This is a genomic window from Shewanella sp. ANA-3 (assembly GCF_000203935.1).
Taxonomy (GTDB): Bacteria; Pseudomonadota; Gammaproteobacteria; order Enterobacterales; family Shewanellaceae; genus Shewanella.
Genome location: NC_008577.1, coordinates 350,323 through 365,159, shown reverse-complemented (window position 1 = coordinate 365,159; position 14,837 = coordinate 350,323). Strand labels below are relative to the sequence as shown.

The window sequence follows — 14,837 nt, the reverse complement described above, 5'->3', positions numbered from 1 at the left end:
ATGCGCTTAAGCCTTAACGCCAAAGGTCGCCCCAAAGCGATAGCAACCTTTTCCCTGCTCCTTATCAGCCTAGGCTTGATGGGATGCAGCGAGCTGCTCTATCGGCAAACCTGTGTTGGCTTGGCGAAAGATATGCGTTACTGCTTAGCGCCACTGCCCCATGATTTTGGCCCTGCAACGAATAAACCGCTCAATAAGCCGCTGACGAATGACCCTAAAATTCAAGGCAATAGTCAGCAAGGTGACAGCAAAGCTGGGGTATCCTCGCCCCAGTCCTTTAGTCAGAAGGTGAGCATTAAGGTGGGCGATAACACCCACGAGCTACTCACCCAGCTCGAACTCGAAGGGGAACGGATGACGCTGGTCGGGCTCGCGCCCCTTGGGCAGGCATTGTTTACCTTGGTTTACGATGGGAATACACTCAGCAGTGAACAGAGTCTCTTGCTAGGGGATGAGTTTAAGGCCGAATACCTGATGGCGATGATGCAACTCATCTATTGGCCGGAGCAAAGTATTAAAAGCCATTTAGAGGGCGGCGAGTTAGTGACAGGTCTGTGTGACACTCTTCCCTGTCGCCAGTTTTATAGCCAAGATACGCTTATCAGTCGCAGCGATAGCCAAACTCAAGTGATACAAATCCGTTATCAGCAACAGACCGATGATGCCCTCTGGCAAGCACACATTAATTTGACCATGCCACAGGCAAAGTTTGAGTTAGAGATACAACCCATTTAATCGTCTTTTGACAATGCCATAGGCACCCGTTAACAGCCAATCGATATGAGCCTTTAGCCTTGCTCACATCAAAGGCCATAGGTATAGCAAGCAGCAATGAACAACAGAGTCGCCATTACACAAATTGGATTGTGTACCCCGTTAGGGCAAACGCCCGAGCAGGTGTTAGCCCGCTTGATTGCAGGCGATACCAGTGCCATGCAAACCAGTGAAACCCTGCTATTTGAGGAGTCGACACTGGTTGCGCCCGTCACTGAGTCGTTACCGACGATACCTGCCGCGCTGGCGCAATTCGATTGTCGCAATAATCAGTTGCTCCTTGCTGCCGCACTGCAAATTCGCGATGCCGTAGAGCAAGCCAAAGGTGAGTTTGGCGCCGACCGTATCGGCGTGGTCTTAGGCACCAGCACCTCGGGAATTTCGAAAGGCGAAGCCGCCTTGGCCTATCGCAATCAACACGGCCACTTCCCCGCCGATTACCATTATTTCCAGCAGGAACTCGGTAGCACCAGCGATTTTCTACGCCAGTTATTTGAGCTCCAAGGCCCTTGCTACACCATTTCGACCGCCTGCTCCTCTAGCGCCAAGGTATTTGCCAGCGCCAAACGCCTACTCGAGGCCAAGCTGTGCGATATGGTGATCGTCGGCGGTATCGACAGCCTGTGCCAACTGACAGTCAACGGATTTCACGCCTTAGAATCGGTTTCCAAGGGACATTGCAACCCCTTCAGCGCCAACCGCGATGGCATCAATATCGGTGAAGGCGCCGCGCTATTTACTCTGACCTTAGCGACAGACAACACAGCAAATGAAGCCTGCGTTTTGCTTGCAGGCATAGGCGAGTCGAGCGATGCGCACCATATGTCGGCGCCACATCCCGAAGGTGCGGGGGCAATTGCCGCCATGCAGGCCGCGCTTGATGATGCACAGATATCGGCGCAACAGATTGATTATATAAACTTACATGGTACAGCAACGCCTAAAAATGATGCGATGGAAAGCCGTGCCGTAGCCTCGGTATTTGGCGACACGCCGCCACCCGCAAGCTCAACCAAACCGCTGGTCGGCCATACCTTAGGTGCCGCGGGCGCGATTGAAGCCGCATTTTGTTATTTACTGCTCTCACCCCATAATCACCATCTTGCCCTGCCTCCCCACAGGTTTGATGGGCAGCCAGATCCACAGGATCCCAGCATAGCCTTAGTCGCGCCCAAACAATGTGCCGAGCATGGCAGGCTGAACTATGTGATGAGCAACTCCTTCGCCTTTGGCGGCAGCAATGCCTGCCTGATTTTTTGCCGTAAAGGGGCTTAAGATTTATGTCCAGTTCTACTGACACTGCAATGGCACCCGCCGAGCCGATGTGGCTGCAACAATTAGCCGAGCAGAATATTGCCGATTTTATTCCGCACCGCGCGCCAATGATCTTGATTGATAAGATTATTCGCCATCAGCAGGATGCGCTCGAAACCGAAGTGCAGATCACTCCTCTGAGTGCTTATTTTGACGAGCAACGTCAGGCCGTTCCCAATTATGTGGGTATCGAGTATATGGCACAGAGCATCGCGGCCCTCGCCGGCGTCGAGGCCAAACTGCGCCACGATAAAATCCGAGTAGGTTTTTTATTGGGATCGCGTAAATTAGCCTTGCACACAGCGCAGTACGAACTCAATCGCCGCTACCGCACTCGGGTTAAACGCCTCTATCAGGAAGAGTCGGGACTGGCGGTATTCGATTGCCAGATTTATCTGTTGCCCGAGGCGGGAGCGGAGCAAACACCACAACTCGTGGCCGAGGCCAATGTGAACGTGTTCCAACCCCAGGACACCCAAGCGTATATCGCCTCCAGTCAGGCTTAATGTCTGGCCTAGCGCTCACAAGCGCCAAGCTTTAAACCGACGCAACGTCAGTCGCACTACAAAAGGATTTAGCCCTTTGATGCATAAACAACTCATCATCAAGCATCACGGGTGGAGAAATAAAGATGAATAACAGAGTATTAGTCACAGGTTCGAGCCGCGGTATTGGCAAAGCCATCGCCCTTAAACTGGCCGCGGCGGGCTACGATATCGCGCTGCATTATCACAGCAATCAGGCCGCAGCCGATGCCAGCGCCGCAGAGCTTAGCGCCCTTGGGGTGAACGTCAGCCTATTGAAGTTTGATGTTGCCGACCGCGCCGCGGTAAAAGCCGCCATTGAGGCCGATATCGAGGCCAATGGCGCCTATTATGGCGTGATACTCAATGCTGGCATCAACCGTGACAATGCCTTCCCAGCGATGAGTGAAGCCGAGTGGGACAGCGTGATCCACACTAACCTCGATGGTTTTTACAATGTCATTCACCCCTGCGTAATGCCCATGGTACAAGGCCGCAAGGGTGGCCGTATCATCACTCTAGCCTCAGTGTCAGGCATTGCGGGCAACCGTGGACAGGTCAACTACAGCGCCTCTAAGGCCGGGTTGATTGGTGCCACTAAGGCGCTGTCCTTAGAGCTGGCCAAACGTAAAATCACCGTCAACTGTATCGCCCCAGGTTTGATCGAAACCGATATGGTGGCGGATATTCCTAAGGATATGGTCGAGCAGTTAGTGCCTATGCGACGCATGGGTAAACCGAATGAAATCGCCGCCTTAGCCGCTTTTTTAATGTCGGACGATGCTGCCTATATCACGCGCCAAGTGATTTCGGTGAATGGAGGCATGATCTAAATGACGCAGCGCAATCCCCTAGGCAGACGAGTCGTCGTTACTGGTATCGGTGGCATCAGTGCCCTAGGCCATGACTGGCCGAGTATCGCAAGCAGCCTTAAGGCACAAAAAAACTGTGTCGTGACGATGGCGGAATGGGATAAATATGACGGGCTGAACACCCGCTTAGCTGCACCTATTACTGACTTTGAGGTGCCGAGCCACTATTCCCGCAAAAAGATCCGCTCCATGGGACGCGTCTCGATTATGGCGACTCGCGCCAGCGAACTTGCGCTGATGGATGCTGGACTCTTGGACGATCCTATCGTCACCTCGGGGGAAATGGGGATTGCCTATGGTTCTTCCACCGGCAGTACTGACCCGCTGGTCGCCTTTGGCGATATGCTCAAAAATGGCGATATGTCAGGCGTCACCGCCACCAGCTATATCCGCATGATGGCACACACCACTGCGGTAAACGTGGGGGTATTCTTTGGTCTTAAGGGACGCATTCATACCACCAGCAGCGCCTGTACTTCGGGCAGCCAAGGCATAGGTTACGCCTATGAGGCCATCAAATACGGGCAACAGACCTTAATGCTCGCGGGCGGCGGTGAAGAACTCTGCCCGACCGAGGCCGTGGTATTCGACACCCTGTTTGCCACCAGCACTAAAAATGCCACCCCTGAGTTAACGCCTCGCCCCTTCGATGCCCATCGCGACGGTTTAGTGATTGGTGAAGGCGCTTGTACGCTGGTACTCGAAGAGTTAGAACACGCCATGGCGCGCGGCGCGAAAATTTACGCCGAGATCGTCGGTTTTGGCACTAACTCCGATGGTCAGCATGTGACTCAGCCCAATAGCGATACCATGGAAATCGCCATTCGCTTAGCCCTTAAGGATGCGGCGCTCACGCCCGATGCCATTGGCTATGTAAATGCCCACGGCACAGCCACCGATCGTGGTGACGTTGCCGAAACCCATGCAACGCATGCAGTATTTGGTGCGGATATGCCGATTTCATCCCTGAAAAGCTACACAGGCCATACCTTAGGTGCCTGCGGCGCGTTAGAGGCATGGGTCAGTATCGAAATGATGAATGCGGGCTGGTTTGCCCCCACGCTTAATCTCGACAATATCGACCCAGAATGTGCCGCACTCGATTACATTCGCGGCGAGCCACGTACACTCGACACTGACTATGTGATGAGCAATAACTTCGCCTTTGGCGGCATCAACACCTCACTGATTTTTAAACGCTGGAAAACGACATAAGGACATATCAATGAAACCATTAGTAGCAAGCATTTTACTCGGCATTAGCTTACTGGGCTCACCCGTATGGGCGCAGGAATATACGGTTGAAACCTATCAAGAAATTTTTAAAGGCGACAATCAATTTAAGCAAAAACAAGCCATCGAAGCCCTGACGATTGCCGGATTATCCGATCCCGCCATTTACGATGTGTTAGAGGCCAAACTGCTCGAATCCCTGCCCCTCGCCACCGAGAAAAACGCCATCGACTACAGCGCTTGGTTAGTCAAAGGCTTAGCTTACTCGGGTAATGACAAATACAGCGCGACCATCAGCAACATAGTTAATGGCAGCTACCATAAGAAGCTAAAGAAGTACGCATCACAAGCCCTTGAAAATCTAGCGCAATACAAGAAGTGGAACGCCATTTTAGCGGATAACAGCCAATATGTGGCCGAGCAAAGCCCTAAGAACAATGCCTTTGCCAACGCCTTGAAAAGCGATGATTTAGAGCTGATGCGCCTCGCCGCTAAACGCATAATGGACGATCAAAACTACGATGATTTTCTATTAGAGCGCCTTAGCGTTGAGCTGAAAAATCCACGCCTAATGAGCAACGACAAGTTAGCCATCGACACCTACGCCAATATGGCTAAAGCCCTCGCCGCATCGGGCAATACGCAATACCGCGAAGTGATTGAAAATATTGCCAACAACAACCCAAACAAAAAGCTGAAAAGCTACGCTGAAAGCTATCTGAAGAAGTACTACTAATCCCTTTGGATTCGTAAAAGCGTTAATAAAAAGCCGAGAATCATCTCGGCTTTTTGCTCTCTTTTGTAGGCAAGTCATGGGACGGACAGTGGTCTCACCAATTCCCATAATTTACCTTTCAAGCATTAACGTAATCTGCGTGCCATATGACTAACACGTATAAAAATGTTCTGAAATCATGCTAGTGAACCCGTTCTCCCCATAATGATTCTTTGTACCGTATAAATTATATTTAAATCAGTTGGTTGAAAGTTTTTCTGCTAAATCATAGGATGTGAGCTTATGTGCACTATGCAAATGTCATATACACTCGGTCGAACGTTGTGAAATTTAATAACCCCCTAAAAACCTTAATTTTTGTGGCATTTACACTAAACCTTGGCTGGATGTATTACGTCGAATATTTAAAAGAACAACCAGAAAAAAGCTTAGAAGAAAGGATGCGAGTGTATTTTACTGACGATGACGAAAAGATAAAAATGACATGGTTCAAAACTAGCGCATCAGGAATATCCTTGGCACTAGAAATACAAGGAATGGATAAACCAAATGTTGATATCGAAAAGATAAAGTCTAATTCCAAATCTATAATTAATAGTAAAGTCTGTAATGAACCTCAGCTACGTTCATACCTTGAAGCTGGAAATTGGATATCTATCGATATTCGTGATGGTTCTCAAACTACTGTAACAAACATTATGAACCTTCAATTCAGCAATGAAATATGCATTTAAAAAACTAGAAAAATCATGCAAATGCATAGTTCCAGCTAAAAATGATTTTTGCTACTGTATAAACAAAATGTAAATCAGTAGGCTGCAAATTATTTTACCAAGTAGCCTGAAGAAAGATTATGTGCGCATGCACAATACAAATTGTTATGTGTTTTTCAGGTTCATCGAAGTAATGTGTATGGAAGAATTATCAACTTCTGTAGTATTAGATAAGTTTAAAAGCGCGAAACCAGAAGATTATGAATTAGTGGCGCAATTCCAAGATTGGTATTTTGATTCGTTTATGGATGCGCTAGGAATTTATATCGAGTGGAGACAGAGAACAAAAAATCCAAAGGGCTTTCTCGATCGGTTATTAAAAATTTGGGGAGTAAAACAATGGATCCCCGAGTATCCACCCGCCGTCCTCAAGAAAATGATCACCAATAGCTACACAACTTTATCGATTAATGATGTGGCCACTATTAGCATCGCCCTCTCAGCATTATTGATGGACGACAAAATGGGGAAACAGCTCAAGGAACGGGTGCTAGTGTGTATAGAAAGACAGTCTACTGATCTCGTACTAACCCAAGCTGGCCACAAGAATTTAAATACCGCTAAGACCTTTTGGGATAATCTCAAGCTATTGATTGGTCAATCAAAATAGAGCTAACAAAGTATCGTAATAAAGTCACAGAACCGCTTTGGGCATTAACAACTAATGAACATCGAAACACTGATTGAACAAATAGAGAATACCAATTGGTTGAGCCAAGCTGAGCACATCTTAGCGCTTTCTCAATTGCAATTTGAATGGGATTGGTTGCCGACCAGTAGAGATCAATCCGATCCGTTCGAAGGAACATTTACGGCTAATGCAGACCAACGGCCTTACGACAAAGAGGCTGAGAAGAGGGTTTATAAAGCCGCGTTAAGATCGTTGCGCACTGTAGGGAATGCTCACCCTAAACTCGTTAATGGCCCACATAACTATACAGAGCCAATGAAGGGTAGCGCGCTGTTCGCTTGTAAACATGCAGCCAAAGAAGTCCTTTCCAATCAGCCTGGAAAATGGTTAACCATCTTAGCGTTATATAAAAACGGTGTCTGGCCGTGTGGCATAACCCAAACAGGGGAATTGGTTATCCTGTAGACACAGTGCAGACAGTAAAACCAAAGTAGGGCTGGCATCACTCAACGATCGAGTGCTAGGCCATTAATGCTGGATATCTCTATTTTCCAAAAGAATCGTAAAGATAAAAGCCGAGCATCATCTCGGCTTTTATTTTACCTCCAGCCTTTGTGAGTGAAACCGGAGGCATAACACGTTTAATCACCGCTATAAGATGCTGGTCAAGCGCAATGCTGCGCATCGTAAGCTAAAGCGGCCTCTTTAAGTTTCTCAATATCCGATGCACATAAATATCGCCTGAGTGACTCAAATTTTGCCTGAGGCCAATCGTAAATCCTTAGACCTAATAACTCATCGATAACAGAGGGTTCGAAACGATATTTAACCAACTTGGCAGGGGTTCCTCCCACTATACTATAGGGAGCAACATCTTGAGTGACAACGCTATTTGCCGCAACGATAGCGCCTTCCCCTATCGAAACACCCGGCATAATCATGGCTCTCATGCCCAGCCATGCACCATCGCCTATATGCGTATCACCTTTGCCAACATAGGCTTCCTCTATAACGTCCATAAAGGGATATAAACAAAACCAGTCGGCCCTGTGGGTATGATTTCCCCCCATCAGAATAACAGCTTCCGCTCCTATACAGACGTAATCACCAATGTGGAGCTTATCTATTTCCCACAGCGGATCCCAAGTTAGGCTGATTTCGTCACCATAGAGATATCGAACGACTGACTCTTCGAAGCCCTTATCCCAGCAATCGCTGTAATAACTGTGCTCACCTTTGATAGTAATATTCGGATTTGTCACTACTTGATGCAGCAACTGGACTTTGGACCAATGCTTATTTTCCATTAGCATCTTCAACCTCATGTTAATTAATCAAAATTTGACAAATAAAGACTATGTCGTCAGTGAATTCGAGGCTGTTTTAATAAAGGTGAAGAGATAAACGGCATAAATAAACTCGAGTGTTTGAAGTGGATGCTAGAGCACCATAGCTCAGCGTTACGAGCATAAGTTACAACAGCCTACGCCGTATCGGCAAACCTATTACCAATAAGATGCTGTCGTTCAGGCAGATGCCATTCGCTTTGTTGGCTTAGGCTTTGCTTATCCACCGCGGCGTTTTACCCCTAAAAACAACGAAACGTGATAACGCTATGATGGATAAGCGACAACACAGGGAATTTTAATCTTGAGAGCAACAATGAAAATAATACTAGATGATCTAAAAGGGCCTGAAATTGCAGCACTTTTAACTGAACACCTCGAGGATATGCGAGCAACCTCGCCGCCGGAAAGTGTGCACGCATTAGACTTGGATGGACTGCGCCAACCCAATATTCGCTTTTGGACACTGTGGGATGGCCGAAATCTGGCGGGCTGCGGTGCACTAAAATGGTTAGATGCCGAGCACGCAGAGATCAAATCGATGCGTACCGCCGCCACCTACAAACAACAGGGGATTGCTTCTAAGGTATTGCAGCATTTGATCAATGACGCCAAAGCCGCAGGCGTGCAGCGCCTCAGTTTAGAAACGGGCTCAATGGCCTTTTTCCAGCCCGCCCGTAACCTGTATGCCAAATTTGGCTTCGAGCTGTGCGGCCCCTTTGCCGATTACGTGCTCGACCCCAATAGCCTGTTTATGACCAAAAAGCTCTAGGCCTCAACACACATCAATCCACTAAGGTGGCGAACCTCAATCTAGACCTAACCACAGCTAAGCTTTTGCCTGTTTAGCTGTGGTTAAGGCGCGATGCTTGTGCCAGTAATGCATTAAAAATCCGAGTAATAATCCCCAGAAGGCACTGCCGATCCCCAATATACTCACACCCGAGGCGGTGACGAGAAACGTAATCACAGCCACCTCTCGCTCGTCGTTATCCGCGAGCGCAGCGGTCAGACTGTTACCTATGGTGCCAAGCAGGGCTAATCCTGCAATCGCCAGCACCAATTCCTTCGGAAATGCGGCGAAGAGCCCCACCACAGTTGCGCCGAGTAGACCTGTTATCAAATAAAAGATTCCGCCCCACACCGCCGCCCAATAACGAGTTACGGGGTTAGGGTCCGCCTCTTTACCCATGCAAATGGCCGCCGTAATGGCGGATAGGTTGAAGGCAAAGCCGCCAAAGGGTGCAAACAATACGCCCATCAGCCCCGTCACGGTAATTAATGGTGAGATAGGCGGGCGATAACCATGGCCGTGGAGCGCGGCCACCCCTGGCATATTCTGCGAAGCCATAGTCACCACAAATAAGGGTAGCGCCACTCCCACCACGCAAGCTAAAGAAAACGTAGGCGCTATCCATACGGGGGCAGCAAATTGCAGCTCAAACTTATCGAGTTGCAATAAATCCAATTGATAGCTCATCCCTATCCCCGCAACGAGGGTGAGCAACATAATGTAGCGCGGCGCCCAGGGCTTAAGCACAACAAAGACTAGTAACATCAAGAGGATTAAACTCAGCTGAGTCTGCATGGCTTGAAACAGCCCTAAGCCAAACTGCAATAAAACCCCCGCTAACATGGCCGCTGCCACCGAGGGTGGCATGATACGAATAAGCTTATCCATCCAGCCTGTCAAGCCGCAGAGGGTAATCAACAAAGAGCTAATAAGGAAGGCACCTACGGCTTCGTGGATACTCAATCCCGCTAGGCTGCTGACCATCAGCGCCGCCCCAGGTGTCGACCATGCCGTAAGTACCGGATTTTTATAGTAGAGAGACAGACCAATACTGGTGAGCCCCATGCCGACACCTAAGGCCCACAGCCATGAACTCATTTGTGCCGATGTCGCGCCCACAGCGTCCGCCGCCTGCAGGATAATCACCGCCGAACTGCTGTAGCCCACCAGCACGGCAATAAAGCCCGCCGATATTTTTGATAGTCCCAAAGCCTCGCGCCACATCATCCCTACTCCTCTGTCTACCTTTGTCTTGATCATCGAACCACTCATCGTGCGCTATAACGCACACAATGGACAAGATAGCACTTGTGCGTTATAACGTACAAATAATTTTTTAAGCGTCAGAATCTAATGCAGACCATCAACAGCTATCTTGCCGCGACCCTAAAACAACTGCGCAGCCAAAAGGGTTGGAGCTTAGATAAAGCGGCACTCGAGACAGGCGTAAGCAAGGCCATGATAGGCCAGATTGAGCGCGGCGAATCTAGCCCCACCATTGCTACCCTGTGGAAAATCGCCAGCGGTTTTAATATCTCACTCTCGACTTTTCTGGAGCCGACACCCGAGAGCCAAGGCGCCCTCTTTCGTAACGCCGATGCATTACGCCAAAAGCCAGCAACCGACGGCATGTTAGTGGCGTCGCTATTTCCCTTTGAGCCACGCTTTGGTTTTGAGATGTTTGAACTCACCCTATTGCCGCACTATGAGCGCCTCTCCGAGCCCCATGAGGCGGGTGTGACCGAGCATGTGATCGTGCTCAGCGGCAACATGGAAGTGTTAGTCGATGGCCAGTGGCAGCCATTACAACAGGGCGAAGCCGTGCGCTTTGCCGCCGATAAACCCCATGGTTACCGTAACTTAAGCGATCTACCCGTAGTATTTCATGATCTAATCCACTACCACAGAGCATCGTCTACCGCGGAGTAATGCCGACAAGCCAAGTGCCCAACAGATTGCCGCTTGCGCCCGCCAATCCATTAGAATAAACTTATTGAAACTTTTCTAATCATAGAGGCAAAGCTATGTTTCAATCTTTACTGGCTAAATTATCTGGTAGCAGCAACGGTGAAAAGTGTTGGCAATTGATTGATCAAGGTGCGCGCGTTATCGATGTGCGCTCACCGGAGGAATTTGCCTCGGGTCATTTGCCTCAGGCCATCAACGTGCCGCTGCCAACGCTCGACCAATGGTTACATCAGGTTGAAAATAAACAGCATCCCTTTGTGCTTTACTGCGGCGCAGGCATTCGTGCCCAAAAGGGTTGCGATATTTTAAGGGCCAATGGTTTTGAATGTGTGGTTAACGGTGGCTCGCTAAAAGATTTAGTCTGCTGCCAGCCAAGCTAAGGCCTAAGCCAAGCAAACCAACTATGCGTGAGGAGGTGCGGATGACAACAAAGTGCCCACGTCCGCCTAGCGGCGAACAACCGCCTCAGCCCAAAGCGGTTCGCGAAACCCGCTACAGCGTAAGCCGCAACCGTGGCCAAGCCAGCACTAAGGTGCATTATATCGAAACCAGTGCTATGTCCCTCGGTTGCAAGCTGTGCGAATAATCGCTTGCTGCAGAAACAAAAATGCCAGCATTTACGCTGGCATTTTTTATTATCTTGACGATTAAACGGTTAACGCATCGAGGCTTTGTTTCGCTTCGCTGATACCTTTTTGGTTGGCTTCTGGGCCCATGTTCAGCGCTTCGCCATAAACCACTTCCACGTCGGTGATACCGATAAAGCCGAGGAAAGTTTTTAAGAAAGGCACAATGTGATCCGTTGGACCATCTTTATGGGCGCCACCACGGGTGGTGATCAACACAGCGCGTTTACCTTCCACTAAGCCTTTAGGGCCGTTTTCGGTATAAGTGAAAGTCACACCTGCACGGGCCACAAAATCAATCCAGTTTTTCAGCTGGGTTGGAATGTTGAAGTTGTACATAGGCGCGGTGATCACGATAGTGTCGTTCGCTTTTAACTCTTCAACTAAGGCGTTAGACAGGTCGAGCATCTCTTGCTGACGTGCAGTTAACTCAGCGCCGCCACGTAGGCCAGAGGCAATTTCACCATCAACCATTGGCAACACATCTTTACCCGCTAAATCGCGAACTGTGATGGTCGCGCCTTGGTCTTCCCATTTACCGATAAGGTGGTCAACTAACAAGGCAGATTGTGAATAACCGCCAAGAATACTGGATTTTAACACTAGGACTTTAGACATAATCTGCTCCGAAAATTGAAATTCTTGAGAGTCTTTCAACTTGCTCTCGACTCTATGGGCTTAGTTTATTAGCCCATAAAAAAGAAAAAAAGCGGATAAAATTTGAGATTAATTTCTATTTTTTAGAAAGGTTTTACATTTTAGGCACACTGACATACAAGCCATCGAATTGGGCGCAGAGTTTATCGTCACAAAAGAGTTGTACTTCGAGTTTGACTTTGGCTTTACGCCCCCGTTGCAGCGGGCTTAAATCCGTTTCAGGCCAACGCACTATGACCTCGGGCGCACAGGTCACGGGCGCCATGTAGCGGATATGGGCATCGGCTAACACTATGTCGCCATCCACCTGTTGAAGTTGCTGTTGCAGCCACACCATGCCCCAACCAGTGAGGGTCATAAGGGTATAAATGCTGCCCGCAAACATTGTGTTATGCAGGTTGATATTCGGCGCCAGTGGCGCACTCACAAATAACTCGCCATCCAAATAGGATATTGGCGCTATCTGCATAAACTCGCTAACGGGAATGGTGCTGTGCCAGGTCTGGCGCAATTGGTTTAATAATTCATCCATGTGCATGTCCTTACTGCCGTTGGCACACTGTCCTGTGGGTTACACCTGCAAATTGAAGGTCACAGGGCCATCGTTGATTAGCTCGACCTTCATGTCGGCACCAAATTGCCCTGTTTCTGTGGTCACGCCCTGCGCACGGCAAAAGGCGACAAAGTCTTCATATAGACCAAGCGCTTGCTCAGGAGTACCCGCCCCCGAAAAGCTCGGGCGCAGGCCACGGCCAGTGTCGGCGGCCAAGGTAAATTGCGAAACCACTAAAAGCGAGCCTCCCGCCTGAGTTAAGTTGAGATTCATCTTGCCATTTTCATCGGAAAACACCCGATAACTCATCACTTTAGTGGCTAATTTTTCCATCTTCTCGCGGTTATCTTCCCGCTCAACCCCAAGTAAAACTAACAAGCCCTTATCGATTGCACCTATGGTTTGATTGTCCACCACCACGCTGGCGCGGCTCACTCTTTGAATTAACGCGATCACAACTTTTCCTTTAAATTAAGACTTAACGAGGGGCATCAATGGGATAGGACGCAGATACTGCTCCACACCTTCGGGTAATGACTGGGCAATTTCAGCTAAACCGCCATCGGTCCACAGCATAAAGCGGCGAAGTTCCTCGATTTCGACCTTATCGGCAAAGGTCACAGTGCCTTGGATTTGGATCACCGCGCCCTGCTCACGCAGCACGAATTTAGCAAAATTGAGCTTGGCGTTCAGCTCGCCAATCACCGCTGGCAACTCAGGATTGGCCTGCAACTGCGGATGCACCGCATAAAAACGATTCATCAGAATACGGTCAATCCCCGCAGCATTCATACTGGGTTCGAGCATAAAATCATTATTGCCAAACTGCACCGCAACCTTATCCGCCCCGACCTTGGTGGCTAAATAGTTGGCATTGAGTAAGGCCTGATACAAGGTATCGGCGGCGACCTCGTTGGTCATACCCGCCAACTGCACCACTTTAGGCGCCACGGGAGCGCGCGCCTCAGTGGACTCAACCACAGAAGATGAGGATTGAGACTCCGGGGTAGGAGATGAGGTGGCCGCGCAGGCAGTTAATCCCAAAATGGCGGCAATAATAACGGCTAATTTCATGCTAGCTCCTGTCGCTTTATCCAAGTCCACATGGCTTGGATCTCGAGTGTGACGGCAAGTGGGAGTATGTCACTATTCAGCGAATGCCCACCATCGACAATGGTATGAATTTGTATCCTAGGGTTGTCGATTTTTGCCAAAAATGCGGCTAATAAACGTGCCGGACAGACAGCATCCTGTGTGCCTTGTAATAGCAGGGTACGCGCTGTGACTTGTGATGTCACCCGCTGTAATATGCTGAACATATTGAAGTAATCATTTTTTGCATAGTGCAACTCAATTTGAGCTAAGGCTAGCAAAGGCGCCGCAAGCCGCTTCGGCAAGCCTGTTGGTACGCCCGCTAAGGTTAATTCCCATTGGATCCAGCGACGGGCAAATTCATGACGGGTTGCTTCATCTTGGGCGTTAAATCCTAGCTGATAGTGCGTAAATAAATCCGCCAAACCAATAGAAGGTGCAGCAAATTCACGGTAAGCCTGCGGATATAACTGCGCTGCGCCCGAGGGGGCATAGAGCCATTCAATACCGGCCTCTGAGGGAATAAACACCGCCCACAGCACTTGGGCAATCACTCGATGGGGAAATAAACCACTGTAAATTAAGGCTAAGGTGGCGCCAAATGAGCCACCCGCTAAGCACCAACGTTCTATGCCTAAGTGAATGCGAATCGCCTCAATATCGCTGATAAGTCCATTTAAATGATTATGCTCCAACTCGCCAGTAGGCAGTGATTGTCCCGCACCACGTTGATCTAGCAGTAAAATCCAGTAGTGCTCGGGGTTAAATAAACTCAGTTCACTGACCGAAGCTCCCGCCCCTGGACCGCCATGCAAATACAGCAGTGGAATACCCTGCGGATTACCATATTGTGCAAGATGCAACTGCTGCCCATTGCCCATCATCAACCAATCACGGCGGATAAAAGGAGCAAGCTGATGGGCGTCAGTGATCATTGGCGGGATA

20 protein-coding genes are annotated in these 14,837 nt (G+C 49.2%); 13 read left to right on the top strand and 7 right to left on the bottom strand.

Annotation, left to right across the window (positions count from 1 at the left end; all coding sequences use genetic code 11):
- The 9 genes from SHEWANA3_RS01760 (at position 1) to SHEWANA3_RS01720 (ending at position 7,322) form a co-directional block, all read left to right on the top strand.
- A complete protein-coding gene (locus SHEWANA3_RS01760) occupies positions 1 to 735 on the top strand; it encodes a DUF3261 domain-containing protein (protein ID WP_011715561.1) in 735 nt (244 codons plus the stop codon).
- A 96-nt stretch (positions 736 to 831) separates the two neighbouring features.
- The gene (locus SHEWANA3_RS01755; RefSeq protein WP_011715560.1) at positions 832 to 2,049 is read left to right on the top strand and encodes a beta-ketoacyl-[acyl-carrier-protein] synthase family protein; all 1,218 of its coding nucleotides are present in this window, start codon (positions 832 to 834) and stop codon (positions 2,047 to 2,049) included.
- 5 nt (positions 2,050 to 2,054) lie between these two features.
- Positions 2,055 to 2,594: a hotdog family protein gene (locus SHEWANA3_RS01750; protein ID WP_011715559.1), complete on the top strand. Its 540-nt coding sequence runs from the start codon at positions 2,055 to 2,057 to the stop codon at positions 2,592 to 2,594.
- Between the two features lie 125 nt (positions 2,595 to 2,719).
- Positions 2,720 to 3,445, top strand: a complete 726-nt coding sequence (locus SHEWANA3_RS01745; protein ID WP_011715558.1) for a 3-ketoacyl-ACP reductase FabG2 — start codon at positions 2,720 to 2,722, stop codon at positions 3,443 to 3,445.
- Positions 3,446 to 4,699, top strand: a complete 1,254-nt coding sequence (locus SHEWANA3_RS01740) for a beta-ketoacyl-ACP synthase (RefSeq protein WP_011715557.1) — start codon at positions 3,446 to 3,448, stop codon at positions 4,697 to 4,699.
- Positions 4,700 to 4,709: 10 nt separating this feature from the next.
- Complete coding sequence (locus tag SHEWANA3_RS01735) at positions 4,710 to 5,453, top strand: hypothetical protein (protein WP_011715556.1); 744 nt, start codon at positions 4,710 to 4,712, stop codon at positions 5,451 to 5,453.
- Between the two features lie 323 nt (positions 5,454 to 5,776).
- The gene (locus SHEWANA3_RS01730; protein ID WP_166485341.1) at positions 5,777 to 6,187 is read left to right on the top strand and encodes a hypothetical protein; all 411 of its coding nucleotides are present in this window, start codon (positions 5,777 to 5,779) and stop codon (positions 6,185 to 6,187) included.
- Between the two features lie 178 nt (positions 6,188 to 6,365).
- The gene (locus SHEWANA3_RS01725) at positions 6,366 to 6,836 is read left to right on the top strand and encodes a hypothetical protein (protein ID WP_166485340.1); all 471 of its coding nucleotides are present in this window, start codon (positions 6,366 to 6,368) and stop codon (positions 6,834 to 6,836) included.
- 54 nt (positions 6,837 to 6,890) lie between these two features.
- Positions 6,891 to 7,322 (top strand): hypothetical protein, encoded by a 432-nt coding sequence (locus SHEWANA3_RS01720; RefSeq protein ID WP_011715554.1) that lies wholly within the window; start codon positions 6,891 to 6,893, stop codon positions 7,320 to 7,322.
- Positions 7,323 to 7,522: 200 nt separating this feature from the next.
- Here the strand turns inward: SHEWANA3_RS01720 and SHEWANA3_RS01715 are convergent, their stop codons facing one another.
- Entirely contained in the window at positions 7,523 to 8,164 is a 642-nt protein-coding gene (locus SHEWANA3_RS01715; protein WP_041412908.1) for a CatB-related O-acetyltransferase, read from the bottom strand.
- 355 nt (positions 8,165 to 8,519) lie between these two features.
- Between SHEWANA3_RS01715 and SHEWANA3_RS01710 the strand changes: the two genes are divergently transcribed.
- Entirely contained in the window at positions 8,520 to 8,975 is a 456-nt protein-coding gene (locus tag SHEWANA3_RS01710; protein ID WP_011715552.1) for a GNAT family N-acetyltransferase, read from the top strand.
- A 57-nt stretch (positions 8,976 to 9,032) separates the two neighbouring features.
- On the opposite strand, the gene SHEWANA3_RS01705 is transcribed toward SHEWANA3_RS01710, so the two are convergent.
- Positions 9,033 to 10,220, bottom strand: coding sequence for a benzoate/H(+) symporter BenE family transporter (locus SHEWANA3_RS01705; RefSeq protein ID WP_041412906.1), 1,188 nt, complete (start codon positions 10,218 to 10,220; stop codon positions 9,033 to 9,035).
- 129 nt (positions 10,221 to 10,349) lie between these two features.
- Between SHEWANA3_RS01705 and SHEWANA3_RS01700 the strand changes: the two genes are divergently transcribed.
- The 3 genes from SHEWANA3_RS01700 to SHEWANA3_RS01690 all read left to right on the top strand — a co-directional run bounded on the left by SHEWANA3_RS01700 (position 10,350) and on the right by SHEWANA3_RS01690 (position 11,550).
- Positions 10,350 to 10,925, top strand: coding sequence for an XRE family transcriptional regulator (locus SHEWANA3_RS01700; RefSeq protein WP_011715550.1), 576 nt, complete (start codon positions 10,350 to 10,352; stop codon positions 10,923 to 10,925).
- 95 nt (positions 10,926 to 11,020) lie between these two features.
- Entirely contained in the window at positions 11,021 to 11,344 is a 324-nt protein-coding gene (locus SHEWANA3_RS01695; protein WP_011627458.1) for a rhodanese-like domain-containing protein, read from the top strand.
- Positions 11,345 to 11,385: 41 nt separating this feature from the next.
- The gene (locus SHEWANA3_RS01690) at positions 11,386 to 11,550 is read left to right on the top strand and encodes a hypothetical protein (protein ID WP_011715549.1); all 165 of its coding nucleotides are present in this window, start codon (positions 11,386 to 11,388) and stop codon (positions 11,548 to 11,550) included.
- 61 nt (positions 11,551 to 11,611) lie between these two features.
- Here the strand turns inward: SHEWANA3_RS01690 and azoR are convergent, their stop codons facing one another.
- The 5 genes from azoR to SHEWANA3_RS01665 form a co-directional block, all read right to left on the bottom strand.
- Entirely contained in the window at positions 11,612 to 12,208 is a 597-nt protein-coding gene (azoR, locus tag SHEWANA3_RS01685; RefSeq protein ID WP_011715548.1) for an FMN-dependent NADH-azoreductase, read from the bottom strand.
- Between the two features lie 133 nt (positions 12,209 to 12,341).
- The gene (locus SHEWANA3_RS01680; RefSeq protein ID WP_011715547.1) at positions 12,342 to 12,779 is read right to left on the bottom strand and encodes a thioesterase domain-containing protein; all 438 of its coding nucleotides are present in this window, start codon (positions 12,777 to 12,779) and stop codon (positions 12,342 to 12,344) included.
- Between the two features lie 39 nt (positions 12,780 to 12,818).
- A complete protein-coding gene (dtd, locus tag SHEWANA3_RS01675; RefSeq protein ID WP_011715546.1) occupies positions 12,819 to 13,256 on the bottom strand; it encodes a D-aminoacyl-tRNA deacylase in 438 nt (145 codons plus the stop codon).
- A 15-nt stretch (positions 13,257 to 13,271) separates the two neighbouring features.
- Positions 13,272 to 13,874 carry a hypothetical protein gene (locus SHEWANA3_RS01670; RefSeq protein WP_011715545.1) on the bottom strand — a complete coding sequence of 201 codons (603 nt, stop codon included), beginning with the start codon at positions 13,872 to 13,874 and terminating at the stop codon, positions 13,272 to 13,274.
- A complete protein-coding gene (locus tag SHEWANA3_RS01665) occupies positions 13,871 to 14,827 on the bottom strand; it encodes an alpha/beta fold hydrolase (RefSeq protein ID WP_041412512.1) in 957 nt (318 codons plus the stop codon). The genes SHEWANA3_RS01670 and SHEWANA3_RS01665 overlap by 4 nt, the downstream gene beginning before the upstream one ends.
- Positions 14,828 to 14,837: the final 10 nt, after the last annotated feature.